At 40.8% G+C, this 24,703-nt stretch carries 16 protein-coding genes and 1 pseudogene; 12 read left to right on the top strand and 5 right to left on the bottom strand.

The window, feature by feature from the left end; translation table 11 throughout:
* Positions 1-170: 170 nt before the first annotated feature.
* On the top strand, positions 171-1,634 hold the full coding sequence (locus P3L56_RS11720; RefSeq protein ID WP_042843542.1) for a tetratricopeptide repeat protein: 1,464 nt from the start codon (positions 171-173) through the stop codon (positions 1,632-1,634).
* 12 nt (positions 1,635-1,646) lie between these two features.
* The gene (gene arsC / locus P3L56_RS11725) at positions 1,647-2,003 is read left to right on the top strand and encodes an arsenate reductase (glutaredoxin) (protein WP_048607347.1); all 357 of its coding nucleotides are present in this window, start codon (positions 1,647-1,649) and stop codon (positions 2,001-2,003) included.
* Between the two features lie 144 nt (positions 2,004-2,147).
* Here arsC and hda read toward each other — a convergent pair whose 3' ends face one another.
* From hda to upp, 3 genes are all read right to left on the bottom strand, one after another.
* Entirely contained in the window at positions 2,148-2,849 is a 702-nt protein-coding gene (gene hda / locus P3L56_RS11730) for a DnaA inactivator Hda (protein ID WP_042843540.1), read from the bottom strand.
* Positions 2,850-2,975: 126 nt separating this feature from the next.
* Complete coding sequence (gene uraA, locus P3L56_RS11735; RefSeq protein ID WP_042843539.1) at positions 2,976-4,271, bottom strand: uracil permease; 1,296 nt, start codon at positions 4,269-4,271, stop codon at positions 2,976-2,978.
* 110 nt (positions 4,272-4,381) lie between these two features.
* Positions 4,382-5,008 (bottom strand): uracil phosphoribosyltransferase, encoded by a 627-nt coding sequence (gene upp, locus P3L56_RS11740; protein WP_042843538.1) that lies wholly within the window; start codon positions 5,006-5,008, stop codon positions 4,382-4,384.
* A gap of 354 nt (positions 5,009-5,362) precedes the next feature.
* Between upp and purM the strand changes: the two genes are divergently transcribed.
* From purM to P3L56_RS11775, 7 genes and pseudogenes are all read left to right on the top strand, one after another.
* Positions 5,363-6,403: a phosphoribosylformylglycinamidine cyclo-ligase gene (gene purM / locus P3L56_RS11745; protein WP_042843537.1), complete on the top strand. Its 1,041-nt coding sequence runs from the start codon at positions 5,363-5,365 to the stop codon at positions 6,401-6,403.
* Entirely contained in the window at positions 6,403-7,053 is a 651-nt protein-coding gene (purN, locus tag P3L56_RS11750) for a phosphoribosylglycinamide formyltransferase (protein ID WP_042843536.1), read from the top strand. The genes purM and purN overlap by 1 nt, the downstream gene beginning before the upstream one ends.
* A gap of 204 nt (positions 7,054-7,257) precedes the next feature.
* Positions 7,258-7,845 carry a spermidine N1-acetyltransferase gene (speG, locus tag P3L56_RS11755; protein WP_042843535.1) on the top strand — a complete coding sequence of 196 codons (588 nt, stop codon included), beginning with the start codon at positions 7,258-7,260 and terminating at the stop codon, positions 7,843-7,845.
* A 56-nt stretch (positions 7,846-7,901) separates the two neighbouring features.
* The gene (ppk1, locus tag P3L56_RS11760) at positions 7,902-9,971 is read left to right on the top strand and encodes a polyphosphate kinase 1 (protein WP_042843534.1); all 2,070 of its coding nucleotides are present in this window, start codon (positions 7,902-7,904) and stop codon (positions 9,969-9,971) included.
* 4 nt (positions 9,972-9,975) lie between these two features.
* Positions 9,976-11,505, top strand: a complete 1,530-nt coding sequence (gene ppx / locus P3L56_RS11765; protein ID WP_042843533.1) for an exopolyphosphatase — start codon at positions 9,976-9,978, stop codon at positions 11,503-11,505.
* Between the two features lie 363 nt (positions 11,506-11,868).
* Positions 11,869-13,149 (top strand): annotated as a pseudogene (gene mgtE, locus P3L56_RS11770) (magnesium transporter); the annotation flags it as partial.
* A gap of 583 nt (positions 13,150-13,732) precedes the next feature.
* Positions 13,733-15,088 carry an MFS transporter gene (locus P3L56_RS11775; RefSeq protein ID WP_166686890.1) on the top strand — a complete coding sequence of 452 codons (1,356 nt, stop codon included), beginning with the start codon at positions 13,733-13,735 and terminating at the stop codon, positions 15,086-15,088.
* A gap of 72 nt (positions 15,089-15,160) precedes the next feature.
* Here P3L56_RS11775 and P3L56_RS11780 read toward each other — a convergent pair whose 3' ends face one another.
* Both P3L56_RS11780 and P3L56_RS11785 read right to left on the bottom strand, forming a co-directional pair.
* Positions 15,161-16,345 (bottom strand): hypothetical protein, encoded by a 1,185-nt coding sequence (locus tag P3L56_RS11780; protein WP_166685075.1) that lies wholly within the window; start codon positions 16,343-16,345, stop codon positions 15,161-15,163.
* A gap of 81 nt (positions 16,346-16,426) precedes the next feature.
* Complete coding sequence (locus P3L56_RS11785) at positions 16,427-16,840, bottom strand: hypothetical protein (protein WP_129465988.1); 414 nt, start codon at positions 16,838-16,840, stop codon at positions 16,427-16,429.
* Between the two features lie 400 nt (positions 16,841-17,240).
* Here P3L56_RS11785 and P3L56_RS11790 point away from each other — a divergent pair, with 400 nt between their 5' ends.
* From P3L56_RS11790 to mdtC, 3 genes are read left to right on the top strand one after another with little or no spacing between them, the layout of a single operon-like run.
* On the top strand, positions 17,241-18,491 hold the full coding sequence (locus P3L56_RS11790) for an MdtA/MuxA family multidrug efflux RND transporter periplasmic adaptor subunit (RefSeq protein WP_048607361.1): 1,251 nt from the start codon (positions 17,241-17,243) through the stop codon (positions 18,489-18,491).
* Complete coding sequence (locus P3L56_RS11795; RefSeq protein WP_129465989.1) at positions 18,491-21,613, top strand: MdtB/MuxB family multidrug efflux RND transporter permease subunit; 3,123 nt, start codon at positions 18,491-18,493, stop codon at positions 21,611-21,613. Before P3L56_RS11790 ends, P3L56_RS11795 begins: the two co-directional genes overlap by 1 nt.
* Positions 21,613-24,702: a multidrug efflux RND transporter permease subunit MdtC gene (mdtC, locus tag P3L56_RS11800; RefSeq protein WP_166685076.1), complete on the top strand. Its 3,090-nt coding sequence runs from the start codon at positions 21,613-21,615 to the stop codon at positions 24,700-24,702. The genes P3L56_RS11795 and mdtC overlap by 1 nt, the downstream gene beginning before the upstream one ends.
* Position 24,703 lies beyond the last annotated feature (1 nt).

Here is a 24,703-nt window from a genome sequence, read left to right on the forward strand (position 1 = left end):
GGACAGTTCTTAAATTATCGAAAATTATACCGAAGAACAGATTTAACGATAGCTTTTGCTATCATATGTTTTAAACTTTTCGAGTTATTTGCTGCCTTACCCTATATACACTCGAAATAAAGTCGGTACTTACCCTAAATTTTAAATGTTGTATGGGATACTCACGTTTCATGAAGAAAAAATTCAAACACCCATTATTGGCTTTCATGATCGCCGCACTGATGAACGGTGCAGTTTTACCTGCTTATAGTGCCATAGAAGACACCTTACCTGATATTGGCACCACAGCTGGGGGCACACTGAGCATCAACCAAGAAATTATTATGGGTGATGCTATTACACGCCAAATCCGTGCTAGTACACCACTCATTTACGACCCATTGTTGACTCAATATGTTAACAAACTTGGTATGCGGTTAGTAAAGAATGCCGATTCAGTTAAAACACCGTTTAAGTTTTATCTCGTTAATAACCCTAATATTAATGCTTACGCCTATTTTGGCGGTAATGTCGTATTACACTCCGCGCTATTTCGTTACAGCCAAAATGAGAGCCAACTCGCTTCGGTGATGGCCCACGAAATTTCACACGTCACCCAACGGCATCTTGCCAGGATGATGGAGGATCAAAAAAGTACCACCCCTCTTGCGATTGCGGGGACGATTGGTTCTTTATTATTAGTGATGGCAAATCCGCAAGCAGGTTTTGCCGCACTGACAAGCACGATGGCCGGTGTGCAACAAGGCATGATCAGCTTTACACAAGCGAATGAACAAGAAGCTGACCGTATTGGTTTACAAACACTAAGGCGTTCTGGTTTTGACCCCCATGCAATGGCTGATTTTATGCAAACGATGTCAGACCAAACACGCTATATGTCTAAACCCCCTGAAATTTTGCTAACGCACCCCTTACCAGATAGCCGCTTAGCGGATGCTCGAAACCGTTCAAATCAATACGCTAAAGTCAGCGTGCCATCTTCACTGGATTTTATGTTAGCCAGAGTCCGTATATTGGCAATGTATAGTTCAGACCAAAAACATGCATTAGACCAGATTATTGAAAATTATGGGAAAGGCTCTGCACAAGAACAAATAGCCGCGCAGTATGGTAAAGCCTTGATTCTGTCGCAAGATAAAAAATACGCAGATGCAGGTAAAATCATGGCTGAATTATTAGCTAAACAGCCTGATAACCCTTGGTTTATCGATACCATGACGGATATTGATATTGAGCAAAAGCGTGTATCAAAAGCCGTTACGCGCTTGCAAAATGCCTTGAAGAAATCCCCTCAAAATACGGTGTTTATTGTTAATCTTGCGAATGCATTAATTAATGACCATCAATATAAAGAAGCCAGAACATTGCTGAATAAATACACTTTCGATTATCCAGATGACCCCATCGGTTGGGATCTACTGGCAGAGGCGTCTGCTAAACAAGGTAACCGTACTGAAGAGTTAGCAGCTTATGCTGAAGGTATGGCACTGCGCGGAAATTATGATACTGCGATTAATTATCTCACTGATGCTAGCCGTAAGAGCAAATTAGGCAGTTATGAACAACAGCGCTATGATGCGCGAATCGATGCACTGATAAAACTGCAATTACGTGATAAAAATGCAAAACCGTAAGGAGTTAATATAATGACGGATTCGATTAAGATTTACCACAACCCTCGTTGCTCTAAAAGCCGTGAAACCTTAGCCCTGTTAGAGCAAAAAGGCATTGTTCCCACTGTGGTTGAATACTTAAAAACACCCCCAACAACGGGTGAAATCAAAAAACTGCTCAAGATGTTAGGGTTTAAAGATGCTCGTCAGTTAATGCGCACCAAAGAAGATTTATATAAAGAATTGAATTTAAGTGATGACGGCTTAACACAGGATCAACTAATTAAAGCGATGCATGAAAACCCGAAGCTGATTGAGCGCCCTATTGTGGTTAACGGCGATAAAGCACGTTTAGGCCGGCCACCTGAGCAGGTACTTGAAATTTTATAAAAACTGTTTGGTGATAAAAGTCGTACTCAATATATTATTGAGTTTGACTTAAGTTACTTCTTCTCTTCCAAACATTGTTTAAAAGGCGATATGCATGAGTCTATCGCCTTTAGTTTTATATATTGATTTAATCAATAATATTGACTAGAGCTTTAAGATATCTTTGACAAATGGAATGGTGAGTTTTCGCTGTGCAACAATCGAGGCATGGTCAAGTTTATTGAGAATATCGAACAATGTCCCCATTTTTCTATCAAGACGTTTTAACACAAACCGGCAGACGTCTTCAGGAAGCTCAAAACCACGGATACGTGCACGTAATTGAAGAGCCCATATTTTATCTTCATCGCTAAGTGGATGCAGCTTGTAGATTTGCCCCCAATCAAGGCGAGAGGCCAAATCCGGTAATTTCAACTCAATCTGCCGTGGGGGTCTATCACCCGTAATTAACAGGCAAGTACGGCCAATTTCTAAAATACGGTTATATAAATTGAAAATAGCCATTTCCCATTCTTCATCACCCGCTATACATTGGATGTTATCGATACAAACCAATGATAAATGTTCCATGCCATCTAATACTTCAGGAACAAAATATGCACGTTTATCGAGTGGTACATAGCCTACAGCAACACCCTGTTCAGAAAGCTCAGCACATGCAGCATGCAATAAATGGCTTTTCCCACCACCTTCACGCGACCAATAATAGATATAGCTACCATGTGGTTGAATAATTGCAGACTGAATAGCAGACAACAACGCCCCATTCTCCCCAGCATAGAAGCTAGCAAAGGTTTCATCATCTGGAAGATATAGTGGTAATGAAAGCTGTGATGGTGTGTTCAGAAGCGCCTCTGGCTGTACAAATCAATTTTCATCTCCCAGTTTACCATAAAAAACGAGGAGAGATGAATAAGAACGGTTTCCAATTGCCGCCCAATATTTTGAGCGGCGTATTGAAAACAATGTGAATTATTTTTTATGACTATTAAGCTCTTGCACTTCTGATGTCACAAACTGTTTCTCAGGCCGGACAAAGGTAATAAAGCGGAATAACAATGCCATACAAATACCAACAATCGTAGCCAGTGCCATACCTTTAAGTTCTGCTTGACCAATATGGATCACCGCCCCACTGACACCAATAATTAAAATCACTGACGTCAAAATCAAGTTTTGCGGTTTGTTGTAATCCACTTTCGAATCAATTAAAACACGGATACCCGATGCACCAATTACCCCGTATAATAAGAGTGATACCCCACCCATCACCGGTACCGGCACTAATTGGATCGCCGCAGCTAACTTACCAATGCAAGAAAGTAATATCGCTATTACCGCTGCACCACCAATAACCCAAGTACTGTATACCTTAGTAATGGCCATAACACCGATATTTTCGCCATATGTCGTATTCGGCGTGGAACCAAAAAAACCAGAAATTACAGTAGAAAAACCGTTTGCAAACATAGAACGATGTAAGCCCGGTGTTTTCATCAAATCCCGTTCAACAATATTTGCAGTCACAACTAGGTGGCCAACATGTTCTGCAATTACCACTAATGCAGCAGGCAAAATGGTTAAGATAGCAAACCATTCAAAGCGTGGCGTATAAAAAGTTGGAATTGCAAACCAAGGTGCTTCGATTACGGGTGTAAAATCGACAATGCCCATAAAGTAAGAAAGTGCATAACCAACTAAAAAACCAATTAGAATCGGAATGATAGATAAAAAACCACGAAAAACAACCGCACAAAGGATAGTTACAGATAATGTCGTCAGGGAAATGATTAGTGTATTGCTATCGACTGTGGCGCCATCTTTAGGCAATAAGCCAGCCATACTTGCTGCTGTTTGAGCTAATTCTAAACCGATAACGGCAACAATCGCCCCCATAGCCGCGGGTGGGAACATCACGTTAATCCACCCCCTTCCCGCAACTTTAACAATCAATGCAACAAGACAAAACAATACACCACAAATAATAAAGCCACCCAGTGCCAATTCATAACCGAGTGGCAATAAAATCAATACCGGCGAAATAAAAGCAAAACTAGACCCTAAATAAGCAGGAATTTGCCCTTTACAGATAAATAAATACAACAGGGTGCCTATCCCGTTAAACAATAATATTGTTGCTGGGTTTACGCCAAACAGAATCGGTACGACAACGGTTGCGCCAAACATAGCAAATAAATGCTGGAAGCTCAGTGGTATGGTTTGGAGTAATGGCGGTCTTTCTTCAACACTGATGGTGCGACGTGTCATTTTATTTTATCCCCTTTTAGCAATTTTTTACTGAATTGGCTTATCACTTTAAATACAGTGGTTCTCTACGAATAAATCAAAAAAAAGCCGACTTCTCAGTCGGCTTATCATTATTTTGTACCAAATATCTTATCACCCGCGTCACCCAGACCCGGAACGATATAACCATCTTCATTAAGACGCTCATCTATGGAAGCGGTATATAATTCAACATCAGGATGTACGGCTTCTAAAGCTTTAATACCTTCAGGAGCAGCCACAAGCACAAGTATCTTAATTGACGTACAACCTGCATTTTTTAACAAGTCGATAGTCGCAATCATTGAACCACCCGTTGCTAGCATTGGGTCAACAACGAGTGCCATACGCTCTTCAATGTTGGAGGCGAGTTTTTGAAAATAGGGAACTGGTTGTAGTGTTTCTTCATCACGATAAACACCAACCACACTGATACGTGCACTTGGAATACTGTCTAACACACCATTCATCATACCAATACCTGCACGGAGAATTGGTACTACAGTGATTTTCTTACCTTTAATTTGTTCTATTTCTACAGGACCACACCAACCATCGATAGTCACTTTTTCAGTTTCAAGGTCAGCGGTTGCTTCATAAGTCAGTAGGCTACCAACCTCTGAGGCCAGTTCACGAAAGCGTTTAGTGCTTATATCATGATCTCGCATCAGGCCGAGTTTATGTTTAACGAGAGGGTGGTTTACCTCAACGATCTTCATGGTTTTCTCCTACTATTTAAGACGTCGGCGGACAAAAAAATCGCCGGATTATACCTCTTTTAGCTACGATTGCCACTAGATTACCCTTGATTTTGGTCAAAACAACAACAATTAGCCCCATTTTTTTCATATTATAGCTTATCTCAGCTAAGTTGATATTTGATAAACAGCAATCACCATCTCCGTGACCTCATTTCTTTTGGCTGATGTTTATTTACTGAATATTGTCATTTCTTTTCCCCTGACAATGACAAAAATTTTCATTGATAAAGCTATCGCAAACGTTTGCCTAGCCTGTTAGAATAATGCTAATGAAGTTAATTTTCTCAAAATGTAATTGCCTTGGGGGCCGTAGTGACTGATAAAACCTCTCTTAGCTATAAAGATGCCGGTGTCGATATTGATGCAGGTAACGCCTTGGTTGAACGTATTAAAGGTGTGGTGAAGGAAACTCGCCGTCCAGAAGTCATGGGCGGGCTTGGGGGGTTCGGCGCATTATGTTCCCTGCCTCAAAAATATCGTGAACCTGTACTCGTATCAGGTACTGACGGTGTAGGCACAAAATTACGTCTAGCAATGGATTTAAAACGCCATAATACTATTGGTATTGACTTGGTTGCGATGTGTGTCAATGACCTAATCGTTCAAGGTGCTGAGCCACTGTTTTTCCTCGATTATTATGCAACCGGTAAACTTGATGTCGACACTGCGGCAAGCGTTATCACTGGTATCGCAGAAGGCTGTAAACAATCAGGCTGTGCATTAGTTGGCGGCGAAACAGCAGAAATGCCCGGCATGTACCATGGGGAAGATTACGACGTTGCAGGTTTCTGTGTCGGTGTCGTCGAACGCTCCGAGATCATCGATGGCAGCAAAGTCAGTGCAGGGGATGCATTAATTGCCTTAGCCTCAAGTGGTCCTCATTCAAATGGTTATTCTTTGGTACGTAAAATTTTAGACGTTAGCCAAACTAATCCGGAAACCACACAATTAGACGGTAAACCTTTAGCTGACCATTTATTAGAACCAACCCGTATTTATGTTAAAAACGTATTAGAACTGATTGCTAACCGTGATATTCATGCAATCGCACATATCACAGGGGGTGGTTTCTGGGAAAATATTCCTCGTGTATTACCTGATAACACCCAAGCAATTATTGATGGAAATAGCTGGCAATGGCCTGCTGTCTTTGACTGGCTACAACAAGCTGGTGATGTTAGTACCCACGAAATGTACCGCACTTTTAACTGCGGTGTGGGCATCATCGTCGCCTTACCACCAAGTGAAGTTGAAGCTGCTTTAGCATTATTAACCCAACTTGGTGAAAAAGCTTGGCAAATTGGTACTATTGGTGAGCTTCCTGTGGGGGAAGAGCAGGTTGTGATCCGCTAATGAAGAAAATTGTTGTTCTCATTTCAGGCAGTGGTAGTAATTTGCAGTCATTAATTGATAGCTGCCATTCAGGGGAAATTGATGCTCAAATTGCCGCGGTTGTGAGCAACCAAGGCAACGCTTATGGTCTTGTCCGTGCACAGAAGGCTGGGATACCCGCCTTCTACCTTGATGCGACACAATATACCGACCGCCAAGCTTATGACACCGCCCTGTTAGAATATATTGAACAATACCAGCCAGATTTAATTGTTCTAGCTGGTTTTATGCGGGTTTTAACTGCACCTTTCGTTAATCACTTTACGGGGAAATTGCTCAATATCCACCCTTCTTTATTGCCCAAATACCCTGGGTTACACACTCATCGGAAGGCGCTGGAAAATGGCGATAAAGAACATGGTACATCCGTACATTTTGTTACAGAACAGCTTGACGGTGGGCCTGTAATTTTACAAGCCAAAGTACCTATTTTCACTGGTGATACCGAAGAACTTCTTATTGAGCGCGTAAAAACGCAAGAACATACCATTTACCCAATCGTTGTTGAATGGTTTATTAGTGGCCGTTTGTCGATGCACGATGGTAACGCGTTATTAGACAACCAAATTTTACCACCGAATGGTTATTCTATTGCATCATCAACGCTATAATTTATATTGTTAGCTAAGGGCGGAGTTTCCGCCCTTTTCTCTTTTATTTTTAGCGGTTAATCAAATCCCTCTGCATAAAGTGAACTATTCTTCAACAAGGAGTAGATCTGTCTGTGCTGTGTCATTATTTTATCGAAAAACCATGTTATCCTAGACGCAACGTTTTTATAAATAACATTTTACTCACTAACTTAGAGGTGTTTTATGACTACCGGGCAAGTTCATCCGTTTAGGTTGCGCCCACTTGAACGTGAAGATTTAGCATTTATTCATCAACTTGATAATAATGCCAGTGTTATGCGTTACTGGTTTGAAGAGCCTTATGAGGCCTTTGTTGAGCTAAGCGATCTTTACGATAAACATATTCATGACCAATCCGAACGGCGCTTTATTGTTGAGAATGATAGCGAAAAAGTGGGTTTAGTTGAGCTTGTTGAAATTGACTATATTCACCGTCGCTCTGAATTCCAAATTATTATTGCACCAAGCCATCAAGGTCGTGGCCACGCAAGTCGTGCAGCAAAGCTTGCAATGGACTATGCTTTCTCTGTATTAAATTTATATAAACTTTACCTAATTGTTGATAAAGAAAATATCAAAGCTATCCATATTTATAATAAACTAGGCTTTCATACTGAAGGTGAGTTGATTGACGAATTTTTCGTAAATGGGCGCTACCACACGGCTATCCGCATGTGTATTTTCCAGCATCAATATTTTGCGATGAAACAACAGTCTGCTAACCCAGAAAGTGTTGTTGCTCAAGATAAAGCGATTAAACAACATATTTAGTTAGCTGGCTGAAATCAAAGCCTTAAAAAGTAACAAGCGTCTAATACGGAGTTATAATGTCCCAAGAACGTCTCTATCATGAAAAAGAGTTAAGCTGGCTATCTTTTAACGAGCGCGTTTTACAAGAAGCAGCCGATAAGCGTAACCCTCTTATTGAGCGTATGCGTTTTTTGGGCATTTACTCCAATAACTTAGATGAGTTTTATAAAGTTCGTTTTGCTGATGTGAAACGCCGAATTTTAATCAATGAAGAACGCGGCTCAGCAAGTGGTGCCCGTCACTTATTAAAGCGCATCCAATCTAAAGTTGCCAAACAGGAACAAGAGTTTGACGTTCTGTATAATGATTTGTTGCTTGAGATGGCTCGTAACCAAATATTTTTAATCAATGAACGGCAAATTTCCCCACGTCAGCAGATTTGGTTACGTCAGTATTTCCGGCAAAATCTACGCCAGCACATCACCCCCATTTTAATCAATCCAGATACTGATTTAGTCGAGTTTCTGAAAGACGATTACACCTATCTTGCGATAGAAATCATTAATGGTAACCACATTCAATACGCCTTATTAGAAATTCCATCTGATAAAGTTCCAAGGTTTGTTAACTTACCACCAGAAAAGCCGAAAAGACGTAAATCAATGATATTAATTGATAATATCTTACGTTATACCCTCGATGAAATTTTTAAAGGTTTTTTCGATTATGATGAGCTCAACGCCTATTCGATGAAAATGACCCGTGATGCCGAATATGACATCGCCTCAGAAATGGAATCGAGCTTGCTTGAGATTATGTCTTCAACGTTAAAGCAACGTTTAACCGCAGAGCCAGTTCGTTTTGTGTATCAACGTGATATGCCTGATGAAATGGTTGCTTTGTTACGTGAAAAATTAGGGTTATCTAATGACGACTCGGTCATTGCAGGTGGGCGCTATCATAACTTTAAAGACTTTATTAACTTCCCTAATGAAGGGAATAAAAACTTATTAAACAAACCTCTACCAAGGTTACGTCACCGCTGGTTTGATAATTTCCGCAATGGCTTTGATGCTATTAGAGAACGTGATGTACTGCTGTATTACCCTTATTATACCTTTGAGCATACTTTAGAATTACTGCGTCAGGCTTCCTTTGACCCTAATGTATTGTCGATAAAAATCAATATCTACCGTGTTGCGAAAGACTCTCGCATCATTGATTCCGTGATCCACGCCGCCCATAACGGTAAAAAGGTCACCGTAGTCGTTGAACTGCAAGCACGTTTCGATGAAGCCGCTAATATACATTGGGCTAAAAGACTAACCGAAGCGGGTGTCCATGTTATTTTCTCTGCCCCTGGCCTGAAAATTCATGCGAAATTATTTATCATTTCACGTATGGAAGAAGGCCAAATTATCCGCTATGCCCATATTGGGACAGGTAATTTTAATGAAAAAACCGCTCGGTTATATACCGACTATTCATTACTCACCGCTAACGAACAAATCACTAATGAAGTGCGCCGAGTATTTAGTTTTATTGAAAACCCGTACCGCCCAGTCACCTTTGACAACTTAATGGTCTCACCACAAAATACTCGCATTAAATTAATGGCTTTAATTGACCAAGAAATAGCCAATGCACTTTCGGGGCTTCCAAGCGGCATTACATTAAAAATTAATAATTTAGTTGATAAAGAACTCACTGATAAACTGTATGATGCCTCTAATGCAGGGGTTAAAATTCGTTTATTAGTCCGTGGCATGTGTTCTTTAGTGGCAGGTCAATCGGGGTACAGCGAAAATATTCAAGTCACCAGCATCGTTGACCGCTTTCTTGAACATGACCGCGTCTATGTTTTCACTAATGCAGGGGACGAAAAAGTGTTTATTTCATCAGCGGATTGGATGACTCGTAACATAGACTATCGTATTGAAGTTGCAGTGAGTTTAGTTGATCCTCATTTAAAACAACGTGTTTTAGATATTCTAGAATTGCAATTTAGCGATACAGTAAAAGCCCGTTATGTTGACAAAGATTTGAGTAATCATTATGTTCCTCGCGGAAATAAGCGAAAAATACGTTCTCAACTTGCTGTTTATGAATATTTAAAATCACTTGAAACACCAGATACCAGAGCTTGATACTATGCCAATAACTTCAACATCATCACCAAGGCCACAAGAAATTGCGGCAATAGATTTAGGCTCAAACAGTTTTCATATGGTCATCGCACGTGTTGTCAATGGGGCGTTACAAGTGCTCACCCGCCTTAAAAAGCGTGTCCACCTTGCTGATGGGCTGAGTGATACCAACGAACTCAGTGAAGAAGCAATGGAACGAGGGCTTTCTTGTTTAGCTTTATTTGCAGAGCGTTTGCAGGGTTTTTCGCCTGATAATGTTTGTATTGTTGGCACCCACTCGTTACGCGTTGCAACCAATGTGAAGCAGTTTTTGCAACGCGCCAAAGAAATTATCCCCTATCCCATTGAAATTATTTCAGGCCAAGAAGAAGCAAGGCTAATTTTTATGGGAGTTGAGCACACCCAGCCGGAGAAAGGTCGCAAGCTTGTTCTTGATATCGGGGGCGGCTCTACGGAAATCGTTATCGGTGAAAAATTTGAGCCACTACTCATTGAAAGCCGCAGAATGGGTTGCGTCAGTTTTGCTCGCACTTACTTTCCAAACGAAACCATTTCCCCTGATTTTTTTAATCGTGCTTATCTTTGCGCCTGTTTAAAATTAGAAAGTACGGCTATTTTATTTAAAAAATACACATGGGATGTTGCAATGGGGGCTTCTGGCACAATTAAAGCAACACATAGTGTATTACAAGAACTTGGCTATAAAGACGGTATTATTACTCGAGAACGACTGGCTGAAATTAAACAAATGGCGTTGAAATATAAGTCATTTAGCGCATTAAACATTCCCGGCTTGTCCAACGAGCGCAAGCAGGTTTTCGTTCCAGGACTGGCTATTTTATTGGCTGTATTTGATTCATTAGATATTAAAGAATTACGGTTATCCGATGGTGCTTTACGTGAAGGGGTTCTGTATGAAATGGAAGGCCGTTTTCGCCACCAAGATATCCGTCAACGCACTGCATTAAGCCTTGCCGAGCACTATAATATTGATAGAGAACAAGCAAAGCGCGTTCTAAAAACCATGGAAGAGCTGTATTACCAATGGGGTCAGCAAAACCCCAAACAGCTTAATCCTCAACTAGAATCTATTTTGATTTGGGCTGTTATGCTGCATGAAGTCGGGTTAAGTATTAATCATAGTGGCATGCACCGCCATTCTGCCTATATTTTACAAAACACTAACCTACCCGGTTTTAATCAAGAGCAGCAATTATTATTAGCCACGCTAGTCCGTAATCACCGTCGAGCCATAAAATATGACGATATTCCCAAATTTAATCTGTTTAAAAGAAAACAATTTATGCCGCTAATTCAAATCTTGCGGCTTGCCATATTATTAAATAACCAACGCCAATCAACAACAACCCCGACTTCATTACGAATAGAAACAGATGAAGGCCACTGGGCACTCTATTTACCAGAGGAATATCTCGTGCAGAATGCCTTGATGGCCCTGGATTTAGAAAAAGAAAGTGATTATTGGGAGGATGTTCCTGGTTGGTCATTACGTATTAGTGCGGAAACCAAGTAACTTACGCCATTATTGTAGTGATTTCTTCTGATTTTATTGGTTGATTACTGTGAAATCACTGCCTATTTAATTCAACTGTTTGAAATATTATTTAAATGGGCGACAATAATGATAATAAATTTCGTCCCCTCGTAGGCGAATTAATATAAAGCGCTGTGCGCTGTTATTGCTTTAAGGATTAAAATGTCACAACCTGCTTTCTCAATCGATGCGGTACCAACAGTAAACCCGCACTCACAAAAACTGGCGCATATCCGCCAGCAAATTCTGACGTTATTTTTAGACGACGAAGAGTTCGTCCATGCACTTGTTGAAAATGATCAACACGTCAGTATTGATGACAAAGCAATTAGTGAAAAAATCAATACTGTAAAAGAGTTACTTCTTGACCTGCACACCGCTGATATCGCGGATATTTTAGAGATGCTCCCATACGATGAGCGTCTCGCACTATGGCGCCTTGTTGATAATAACGAACGCGGTGAAGTGCTAGTTGAAGCCTCTGTTTCTGTCTGGGACAGTCTAATCAAGGATATGTCAGATAGAGAACTTCTGCGCGCAGTTGCTAACCTGCATGTTGATGAGCAAGCTTATATCGCGGAACACTTACCCCGCGATACGATGCGTAGATTGCTCACCTATTTAGAACCCAGCTTACGTAGCCGCATCCGAGAAGTCTTGCAATACGCAAAAGATAGCGTTGGGCAAATGATGGACTTTGAGTTCGTCACCGTCCGTCCAAATGTCGCATTAAAAACGGTTCAACGTTATCTACGGCAACGAGGCAAAATCCCAGAAGCAACGGATAAAATTTTCGTTGTAGATAACAATAATTATCTACAAGGTGAATTACCATTAACCACGATTTTAACACAATCACCCGATAAAATCGTTGCTGAGGTCATGCGAACAGACACCGTCACCTTCTTACCCGATGAAAAAGGCGAAGATGCAGCAAGCGCGTTCGAACGCTATGACTTAATTTCCGCCGCTGTCGTAGACAGCAATGGCTTGTTAATGGGCCGTCTCACCGTTGAAGATATCGTTGATAACATCAGCGAAGAAAATGATAACAGTATTCGTCGTATGGGGGGGTTAAGCCCTGAAGAAGATGTCTTTGCTCCCGTAGGCCAAGCAGTCAAAACCCGTTGGACATGGCTTGCTATCAATTTATGTACCGCCTTTGTCGCTTCCCGAGTTATCGGGGTGTTCGAAGATACGATTTCCCAATTAGTTGCCCTCGCCACTTTAATGCCTATCGTCGCTGGTATTGGCGGTAATACAGGTAACCAAACTATCACTATGATTGTCCGTGCTATAGCGCTTCACCAGATTCAAAGCGGTAGTTTCTCTTTCTTAATGCTCAGGGAGCTTGGCGTTGCCTTTATTAATGGTATTGTTTGGGGAGGTATAATGGGTGTCGTTACCTACTTCCTCTATGGCGATATTGCGATGGGAGCAGTCATGACACTGGCTATGGTTCTAAACTTATTAATGGCCGCGATTATGGGTGTGCTTATCCCGCTAATCATGATAAAACTAGGTAAAGACCCTGCTATTGGCTCCAGTGTGATGATCACTGCAATTACAGATACAGGCGGTTTCTTTATTTTCCTAGGCTTAGCCACCCTTTTCTTAGTTTAGCTGTCTCTATGCATGTCCAGTTACCTTTCTGGGCATGCGTCTTTATCACTAGTAATCCCTTTCTTTAATACATTTCAAATTGTTAACTTTTAGTCACTGTCGGCTCTTTAGTCATGTTCATTTTTGCTAAAGATGTTTAGTTAGAATAATGACTATTTAGGATCACAGTATTTCCCTAGCAACTCTTATAATATTTTTTGTTATTCAAAAACGTAAGAAATTATTAAATTAATATTAATTAGCTAAATAAAACCCTGTTTTCGATATACGATATTCTGCAAATTTCATAATATTAACATCATATAAGGCTATTCACTGCCAGAGTGGGCGCTTAATTTAACTAATAGCAACTAACCAGAATATGATTCTTGTTTTTGGTGCCGAGGTTTACAAAATATAGAATTTCCTGCTATAAATAGCATATGCAAAAAGATACTGTGTATTAAACTAAGTTATACCCATCCAACGTTTATGCCTCTTATCTGCACCCAATAAATATGATTAACTCATTATTTTGAGCAACTGCTTGTTATCTTGAATTTATCCTATACTGATATTTCAAGTATTTTAGAAGGAAAGTGTTATGACATCGCAACCAGCCAGCCAACCCTCGGCGCGGCCCTTGGGTAAAGAAGATTATAAAACATTAGGTTTATCCTCTTTAGGGGGTACGCTTGAGTTTTATGATTTTGTTATTTTCGTTTTTTACGCAAAAATTATTTCTCAGCTATTTTTTCCTGGGGATAACGAATTCCTTGCGTTAATGGCTACTTTAGGGTTGTTTGCTGCTGGTTACCTTGCTCGCCCACTTGGTGGGATTATTATGGCCCATTTTGGGGATAAAATTGGTCGTAAGAAAATGTTCACCTTAAGTATTTTCTTAATGGCATTCCCTACCTTTGTAATCGGTTTCCTGCCAACCTTTGAAACAATTGGTGCAGCAGCACCGTTATTACTATTATTGATGCGCATTATGCAAGGTGCTGCCATTGGTGGGGAAATGCCTGGGGCTTGGGTGTTTATTGCCGAACATACCCCTAAACAACGTTATGGCTTAGGGGTTGGGACATTAACGTCAGGTATTACAGGTGGTATTTTACTTGGTTCTATCGTGGCCATTATTATTGAGCGTTCTTATACCACTACTGAAGTCCACGACTTTGCATGGCGTATACCGTTTATTCTCGGGGGTATTTTTGGCTTTATCTCCGTTTATTTGCGCCGTTTTTTACAAGAAACCCCTATATTTAAAGAGCTAGCCGCGAAAAAAGCATTATCTCAAGAGTTACCCGTCAAAACGGTCATTAAATCACACAAACAAGCTTGTATGATTACCGCCGCGCTAACTTGGTCCTTATCAACAGCGATTGTTGTCACTATTTTGATGACCCCAGATGTCGTTTTAAAAGGGATCTACAATATTGACCGCAATATTGCATTGCAAGCCAACTGTGCTGCGACATTGACCTTAACTTTAGGCTGTATTTTCTGGGGATGGTTAGGCGATAAAACAGGGACTCGGACATCCATGACATTGTCTTGGGGTGGTTTAGCTGTTACCGCGATTTATTTCTATTCATCGTTATCTTCAGATATTTCAGCAACTAGCTTAATTTTTAACTATGGCTTAATGGGCTTCTTTGTAGGTGCGATTGCAACAACGCCTATTATCAGCACGCGTGCATTCCCACCTGAAATCCGTTATTCAGGGCTGTCATTTGCTTACAATGTTGCTTATGCAATTTTTGGTGGTTTGACCCCAATTCTGACGGGGGCATGGTTACAACAGTCCCATATGGCACCTGCATACTATGTTGCTGGTGTATCGCTATTAGCTGTAGCGGTCGCATTTTTACCTCTTTCATGGAAAGGCTGGACGGCAAACAACCAAGATAATGAAAGCCATTCAACAGTTTTAAATACGAGTACGACACCGTAATTAAATCGTTAACTTTCAAACGGTCTGATGTACGTATCTTGGCGTCAGACCGTTTCTATTTATTGCATCTTACTATATATCTAGACCAATAGTTTGATCTAGTTTAACACCCTGTATCAAACCTGCATTAACGCTACTCGATTCTAAATGATTACTACTTGATGAACCATCTTCCTTAAAAGCGCTTATATATGAAGCCATGATTTGTTCGCATTCTTTAGATTCTTCAGCTGTCATTGCCCCTATCTCGGGATAGTTAAATTTATTTCTTACAATCAACTCTTTAATATTTTTTTCTGTTTTTGCTATTTGTTGTTTAAGGTCTCTTTTTTTTCCAGATAACGATAGGATTTTATCCATTAGCTCATCATTCTTAGCTCCACTCGATATATATTTTAATATTACCATTTTCACTATTATATCTATCTCTACTTTTTTAAAATCATCATTCAACATTTTATATTTGAAAAGCTCATCCCCGAAGTAGTCAACACCGCTATAGCTGCCCTCCTCCTCAAGTTTTACAATATCCTTTTTTTCTGCTAGTAACGTGTTAATTAGCCAAACTTCTTTATCATTAAGATTCTGTTCAGTATTTAATATTTCCAATGTTAAAGATTTAATTTCTGGGAATTGCACTGCTGCCTTACTATGATATTCACTCATATTTTTCACCCTATCATCATAATATTTTTGGGTGTCAACTTTAAAATCAAAGGGGTTTGATACTATTTCATTTGGGAAGTGATGGTCACTATCACTGCAGCAGAGTTGCTTTTGGGTTATCATAATAACATCATTTATATAATGCTTTATATTATAGGTGTTCTCTACGAATTGTACTTTATTTTTATAGCTATACTTAATATCTTCCAAATAGCTTGCCATTCTTGGAGCGTATATATCCTTCTTTGTAGGTATATTAGCGAAATTTTTTATAGTTTCGTTTATATATTCCTCAAAGTGCATAGGTGTTTTTGATATGATTTTTATAAAACCGTTCATATTCTCCTTATTAGACTGAGGCATTTTTTGTATAACATCTGTAATTTTTTCTATATAGCCATTGTATGTTTTGATATATTCTTCTATTAATGCTTCACTTTTTTTCTCTAGCTTTAGTTGAAGAGCATCTAGTTTAGATTTTATATCAATTCGTCTATTTATCTTTCTACGTAACAGTTCAAGATCAATTGTTTTTTCATACTGGTTCACTGTTTTTTTTAACTGTTCTGTTCTAATTTTAACTAAATTCATATATTCTCCCTATAGATAAATAATTAAATGGTCCCTAATTTAATTTGACATTAATTTTAGGGACCATTTTGTTAATACTAACTACAGCGTTGCAATAGGTAATTCAAGTGCATAATGAATATATTTAAATCCACTATCTTGATTTACAGAGATGACTTCATCTTGCAAAAGGCTATTTGATGCAGAAACCAAAGCATCGCTTTGTACAGAGGTTTCAATATCTAATAAATTAACCTTACCAAGCATAGCCAATATTTCTTGTGCTTCAGAACCTATTATTTCCACTTCAGGAGTATTAACTTTATAATTCTCGGTATGGTTAGACTCCACATTTTTATTTACTTGTGTTGATACATTTAAATTTTGAACCTGAGAGAATATTCCTTTCACTTCTGAAGTAAGCATTTCTACCTCTTCTGTGCCGGAAACTTGTGCTGCAAAAGTTTTAGTGTCATAAATGATATCTGATAATATTGAATTATTGTATAAAACCATTGATTAATTCCTTTTAATATATACAGTTATTAAATTTCTAGACTCTTTTCAAAGAGTGAGCAAACGTTATTATTTTTATATTAATTAAACTAATTTTTAATTAATATAAAAATAATTAATTCATTTACAGATCAAACTTGTAAGTTTTATTAGATTGATTTTTAATGTTTTTTTGGGGTTTTGTTGTTTTTGGAGAATGTCCTAAAATTGTTCTATGCTTAACAATTAATCACTATATGCAGCAAAGCAAACATAAATTGACACTTATTCATATTTCCTCCATTTTTCTTTGTACCTATCACGTTAAACTATTAATATGCCTAACTAACTCTTTTCAGTTAGTTTTTTTGCTCTAAAAACTCACTGAGCTTCCTTTTTTGTATTGAGCGACCAACCCAAAATGAATAAACAAAATCGCCGTAAAACATTGACTCGTTCTACTATTTTCGTTGCTATCCTTGTTGCAGCCGGAGCCTCTTGGTATTTTTATCAACAATCACAACAATCTGAAGCGCCTAATGCCAGTAACGTGGCAAAACCTAATTCACAACGCAGCGCCATGGGACGTCCACCTAGGGTACTCGCCCCTGTCCAATTTGCACTGGCAGAGCAAAAAGAGGTACCACGTTTTCTATCGGGGCTCGGTACAGTTCAAGCCGCTAATGTTGTCACCGTCACTAGCCGCGTTGAAGGCCAACTGATGCAGCTTTATTTTACTGAAGGTCAACATGTCAATGCCGGTGATTTACTGGCTCAAATAGACCCTCGTCCATTTGAAGTTCAGCTTTCACAGGCGCAAGGACAACTTGCTAAAGACAAAGCAACGTTAGCCAATGCACAGCTAGATTTGACTCGCTATCAAAAACTTGCTGGCAGTAACGTTATTTCACAACAAGAATTAGACAACCAAAAAGCGGCCGTTTTGCAAGCTCAAGGGAGTATTAAAGTCGATCAAGCCGCGGTGGATAATGCAAAATTACAATTAGCTTACAGTAAAATCACAGCGCCAATTTCTGGACGAGTTGGCCTAAAACTTGTTGATGTCGGTAATTTTATTCCCTCAGGAACTTCAACTCCGATTGTTGTGATCACTCAAACGCAACCCGCTGATGTGCTATTCGCTTTACCAGAAGGGGATATTCCTGCTATCCAACAAGCTCAATCTTCAGGTCAAAAAGTTTTAATCGAAGCTTGGGATAGAAATAATATTGCCCTGATCGCTAGTGGTGAATTATTAAGTACCGATAACCAAATTGATGCCGCCACCGGAACATTAAAAATTAAAGCCCGCTTCACGAATGAAGATGAAACATTATTTCCTAATCAATTTGTTAATATAAAAATGCAAGTCGAAACCTTGCAAGATGCCGTGGTCATCCCAACTGCCGCACTACAAATGGGTAACGATGGCCATTATGTCTGGGTTTTAAGTGACGATAATAAAGTCAGTAAACACGCTGTCACTGTTGGGATGCAAGATAGCCAGCAAGTGGTTATCGAAAGTGGGCTAGCCGCAAATACCAAAGTGATTACGGATGGTGTTGATAAACTGACTGATGGCACCACCGTAGAAGTCGTTAACCCTGAGAGCATTGCAAAAAAAGCCCAAACGCCTCGTAAAGATAAACCAAATAGCGCGGAGAAAGCGTAATGCAGCCTGAAATGCCAAAAGGCGGTGGTCCTTCTCGCTTATTTATTTTACGCCCTGTCGCCACGACATTATTCATGGTGGCTATTTTACTCGCAGGGATCATTGGCTATCGTTTTTTACCTGTTTCGGCGCTTCCAGAAGTCGATTACCCAACAATTCAAGTCGTTACACTCTACCCAGGCGCCAGCCCAGACGTGATGACCTCTGCGGTCACCGCCCCTCTGGAAACTCAGTTTGGCCAGATGTCAGGCTTAAAACAGATGTCATCGCAAAGTTCAGGCGGTGCATCGGTAATCACGTTAATGTTCCAACTCACCTTACCTTTAGAGGTTGCGGAGCAAGAAGTTCAAGCCGCGATAAACTCAGCGAGTAGCCTATTACCTTCTGATCTGCCTTATCCACCAATTTATAATAAGGTTAACCCAGCTGACCCACCGGTTTTAACCTTAGCGGTTACCTCTGATGCGATGCCGTTAACACAAGTTCAAGATATTATCGAAACACGTATTGCACAGAAAATTTCCCAAGTTAATGGTGTAGGTTTAGTGACACTAGCAGGTGGTCAACGCCCTGCGGTACGGGTAAATTTAAACCCACAAGCCATGGCAGCAAAAGGCTTAGATAGCGAAACTATTCGCCTAGCAATTAATAACGCGAATGTTAACTCTGCAAAAGGGAGTTTTGATGGCCCGACCCGTGCAGTCACTTTGTCTGCTAATGACCAAATGAAATCCCTTGATGATTACCGCAAACTTATTGTGGCTTTTCAAAATGGTGCTCCTGTCCGACTTGGTGATATTGCGACCATAGTACAAGGTGCTGAAAATGCCTATTTAGGTGCTTGGGCTAACAATCAACAAGCTATTGTTATTAATGTACAGCGCCAACCCGGTGCTAACGTTATTGAAACGACAGATACTATCCGTGCCTTATTGCCTGAGTTAATTGAAAGTTTACCTAAATCAGTGAATGTCGATATTCTAACGGATAGAACCAGTACTATCCGTGCCTCGGTCAGTGATGTTCAGTTTGAGTTAATGTTGGCAATCGCCCTTGTTGTAATGGTAATTTACCTGTTTTTGCGCAATGGGATAGCCACATTGATCCCAGGAATTGCGGTGCCACTTTCCTTAGTTGGTACTTTCGCAGTGATGTATTTCTGCGGTTTCTCTGTCAATAACCTCACGCTGATGGCCCTGACTATTGCGACAGGGTTTGTCGTCGATGATGCAATTGTGGTAATCGAAAATATTTCCCGTTACCTTGAACAAGGGGATAAACCCTTAGTGGCGGCATTAAAAGGCGCAGGGGAAATCGGTTTTACCATTATCTCCCTCACCTTTTCATTAGTGGCTGTGTTAATTCCATTATTATTTATGGGGGATATTGTTGGTCGACTATTCCGCGAATTTGCCATTACCCTTGCCGTCGCAATTTTAATTTCTGCGGTGGTTTCTCTGACTTTAACACCGATGATGTGTGCTCGCTTATTAAAACCTGAATCGCAACATAAACATAACCGTTTTGAATTAGCCTGTGAGCGTTTTTTTGACCGTATGGTGGCCGGTTATGCGATTTGGCTAAAACGTATTCTAAATCACCAATGGTTAACCCTGTCAGTTGCTGTGGGCACCATGGTATTGACCGTATTGCTTTATATGTGGATACCGAAAGGTTTTTTCCCATTGCAAGACAGTGGAATTATCCAAGGTTCAATTGAAAGCCGCCAATCTATCTCGTTTGCGGCAATGGCACAAAAACAACAAGAGGTCGTCTCTAAACTATTAGCCGACCCTGCCGTTGATAATGTCACCACCTATGTCGGCGTCGATGGCACCAATGCAACGCTTAATAATGCACGTATTCAGATTACGTTAAAACCACTAGATGACCGAGCAGATCGTGTCGTGGCAATTATTGACCGATTGCAACAATCAGCAGACAAAATTTCTGGCATCAATTTATATTTACAACCCATGCAAGACTTGACCATTGATACACAAGTGGCACGTACTCAATATCAATTTACCTTGCAAGCCGGTTCTTTAGATGAATTAGCAACTTGGGTGCCTCAGCTATTAACCGCGTTAGAGCAACAACCTGAGTTAGCCGATGTCAGTAGCGATTGGCAAAATAAAGGGTTAGTCGCTTATGTTAATGTTAATCGCGATACTGCCAGCCGTTTTGGTATCACTATGTCTGCAATTGACAATGCCTTATATAATGCATTTGGCCAACGCATGATCTCGACCATTTATACCCAATCTAATCAATATCGCGTCATTTTAGAGCATGATACCCAAACCCGTCAGGGGATGGATGCACTAAACGATGTTCGGTTAAAAGGGACTGATGGCGCGATGGTCCCATTAAGCACACTAGTCAATATTCAAGAAGGTACTGGCCCATTAGCGATTAATCACCTAGACCAGTTCCCTGCGGTTACCTTCTCATTTAACGTTGCCGAGGGTGCATCCCTTGAAGCCGCTGTTAATGCTGTCAAATACGCCGAATCGCAGATTGCCATGCCTAAATCCATTACCACACAATTCCAAGGCGCTACATTGGCTTTTGAAGCTGCATTAAGTAGTACTATTTGGTTAATTGCCGCAGCTATTATTGCGATGTATATCGTGTTAGGGATTTTGTATGAAAGCTTTATTCACCCTATTACCATTTTATCTACACTACCAACCGCTGGTGTTGGTGCACTACTCGCACTGATGATGGCGGGAAAAGACCTCGATGTCATTGCCGTTATTGGTATTATCTTATTGATTGGTATTGTTAAAAAGAATGCCATCATGATGATTGACTTTGCCCTTGCGGCAGAACGTGAAAAAGGGATGTCCCCTTATGATGCGATTTACCAAGCTTGTTTACTGCGTTTTCGCCCAATATTAATGACCACAATGGCTGCCTTGTTAGGTGCACTGCCATTAATGCTGAGCACGGGTGTCGGAGCGGAATTACGTCAGCCTTTAGGGATCAGTATGGTTGGTGGGCTTATCATGAGCCAAATTTTAACCCTATTTACTACCCCTGTGATTTATTTATTGTTTGACCGTCTTTCTCATTATTTTAAGCGACGCCGTCAAACCAATAAGGCGCAGGTGTCATAATGAAGCGCTTTTTTGCCCTGTTTGTCAGTCGCCCTGTCGCGACCACACTTATCAGCGTCGCCATAACCTTATGTGGCGCTTTAAGTTTTCTATTTTTACCTGTTTCCCCGTTACCCCAAGTAGATTATCCTGTGATAAACGTGACAGCGTCACTTCCCGGGGCTTCACCAGAAACAATGGCATCCTCCGTGGCTACTCCCCTTGAACGCTCTTTGGGGAGTATTGCAGGGATCAGCGAAATGACATCCAGTAGTGCTCTAGGGCGAACAACAATCACCCTTGAGTTCAACCTAGATAAAGATATCAATAATGCAGCGCGTGAAGTACAAGCTGCTATTAATGCTGCACAAACACTACTGCCCAGCGGTATGCCAAGTCGCCCACGCTATTATAAATCCAACCCATCTGATGCTCCGATTATGATCCTAACGATGACATCAGAAACGATGAGCACTGGTGAAATTTATGATATTGCTTCAACACGCCTCGCTCAGCGTATCGCACAAATCGAAGGAGTCAGTGAAGTGTCCGTTGGGGGCGGTTCACTCCCTGCTGTTCGTGTTGAATTAAACCCAACCGCCTTATTTAACCAAGGTGTCTCTTTAGATGCCGTCCGGTCTGCGATTAGCAGCGCCAATGTTCGTCAACCTCAAGGGTATATTAATGATGATGAAAAACGCTATCAGGTACAGACGAACGATGAACTAAAAAAAGCGGCAGACTATCGCCCTATTATTGTTCACTACCGTGATGGTAATGCCGTCCAATTGAGTGATGTTGCTAACGTTAAAGATTCTATTGAAAACATTCGTGCGGCGGGTATGGCTGATGGCAAACCCGCTATTTTAATTGTTATACGCCGTGAAGCAGGTGCCAATATTATTGAGACAGTTAACCGCATACGCGCTGAATTGCCTGAATTCAATGACATGATCCCCGCCGCTATTGACTTAAAAGTCGCACAAGATAGAACGCCGACTATCCGTGCATCTTTAGCAGAAGTCGAACGCGCTTTATTGATTGCCGTTGCCTTAGTTATTTTAGTTGTTCTGCTGTTCTTACGCTCAGGTAGAGCGACTTTGATCCCTGCGGTTGCCGTGCCCGTTTCGCTGATCGGGACTTTCACTGCTATGTATTTATGCGGGTTTAGCCTTAACAACTTATCATTAATGGCACTGACAGTGGCAACTGGTTTTGTGGTTGATGATGCCATTGTGGTGTTAGAAAATATCTCTCGCCATATTGAAAATGGAACTAAACCCTTTATCGCCGCAATACGAGGCGTCCACGAAGTTGGATTTACCGTTGTCTCTATGAGTATTTCTCTGGTAGCTGTTTTTATTCCGCTACTGTTAATGGACGGTTTGGTCGGCCGCTTATTCCGCGAGTTTGCAATTACACTTGCCACCGCAATTGGGATTTCACTGGTTATCTCTTTAACACTGACGCCAATGATGTGCGCTTATTTGCTGAAGAAACGCAGTAGTAATATCAAAGCAAAGCATCGGGGATTTGGTCGAGTATTACTACGCCTACAAGAAAGTTACGCAGCGGCTTTAAACTGGGTATTAAATCATCGTCGTAGTGTTCTCGCGGTATTATTCGCGACTATTGGGCTCAATGTTTACTTATATATTACCGTGCCAAAAACCTTTTTCCCTGAACAAGATACTGGCCGCATTATGGGCTTTGTCCGCGCTGACCAAAGTATTTCTTTCCAATCCATGAAAGAAAAAATGACCCGCTTTATGCAACAAGTGAAAGATGACCCCGCTACCGATAATGTCACTGGTTTTACGGGTGGCAGCCGTGTGAACAGTGGTTTTATGTATATTTCATTAAAACCCCTTAGCGAACGCACTGAAAGCTCGGCTCAAGTAATCAACCGGTTAAGATTGAAACTCGCCAATGAGCCTGGGGCTAATTTATTTATGATGCCCGTTCAAGATATCCGTGTCGGTGGTCGACAAGCCAATGCCAGTTACCAATTTACCCTTCTTGCCGATGAGCTATCTGCTTTACGCGATTGGGAGCCTGCTATCCGTAAGGCATTAGGCGATTTGCCCCAATTAACCGATGTTAACTCAGACAAAGAAGACAAAGGCGCTGAAATGGCCATTACCTATGATAGGGATTTAATGGCGCAGTTAGGTATTGATGTTCGTGAGGCCAATAGTTTACTGAATAATGCCTTTGGCCAACGTCAAATTTCTACCATTTATGAAGCAATGAACCAATATAAAGTCGTGATGGAGGTCGCTCCTGAATACACCCAAGATGTTAGTTCCCTCGACAAAATGTTTGTGATTAATAATCAGGGACAAGCGATCCCCCTTTCCTACTTTGCGCGTTGGCAACCCGCCAATGCTCCATTAAGTGTTAACCACCAAGGGCTATCCGCTTCATCGACCATTGCATTTAACGTAGCCGATGGTTATACCTTGGATGACGCAATGGTCGAAATTGAAAAAACAATGACCGCCCTTGGCGTTCCTTCAACAGTCAGGGGGAGTTTTGCGGGTACCGCACAAATATTCCAAGAAACGCTAAAATCACAATTATTCCTCATTTTAGCCGCAATTGTTACGGTGTATTTAGTCCTGGGAATTTTGTATGAGAGTTATATTCACCCACTGACCATTTTATCAACACTGCCATCAGCAGGTGTAGGTGCATTATTAGCCCTAGAATTATTTGACACCCCATTTAGTTTAATCGCCTTAATTGGCATTATGTTGTTAATCGGTATTGTGAAGAAAAATGCCATCATCATGGTCGACTTTGCTATTCAAGCACAAAGAACCGCGGGACTTACCGCTCGTGAAGCCATATTCCGTGCTAGTTTGTTACGTTTTCGCCCAATACTCATGACAACATTAGCCGCAATTTTCGGTGCACTTCCACTGATGTTAGGTAGCGGTGACGGTGCTGAATTGCGCCAACCCCTTGGTATCACAATCGTCGGAGGGCTCATTATGAGTCAGCTACTGACTTTATTTACCACCCCCGTTGTATACCTAAGTTTTGATAGTTTAAGACAATACTGGCAACGTAAAAGAACAATTCCAACGGCAGTTAGTGGGGAGTAAT

The sequence above is a fragment of the Providencia sp. PROV024 genome, assembly GCF_032709665.1.
Taxonomy (GTDB): Bacteria; Pseudomonadota; Gammaproteobacteria; order Enterobacterales; family Enterobacteriaceae; genus Providencia; species Providencia huashanensis.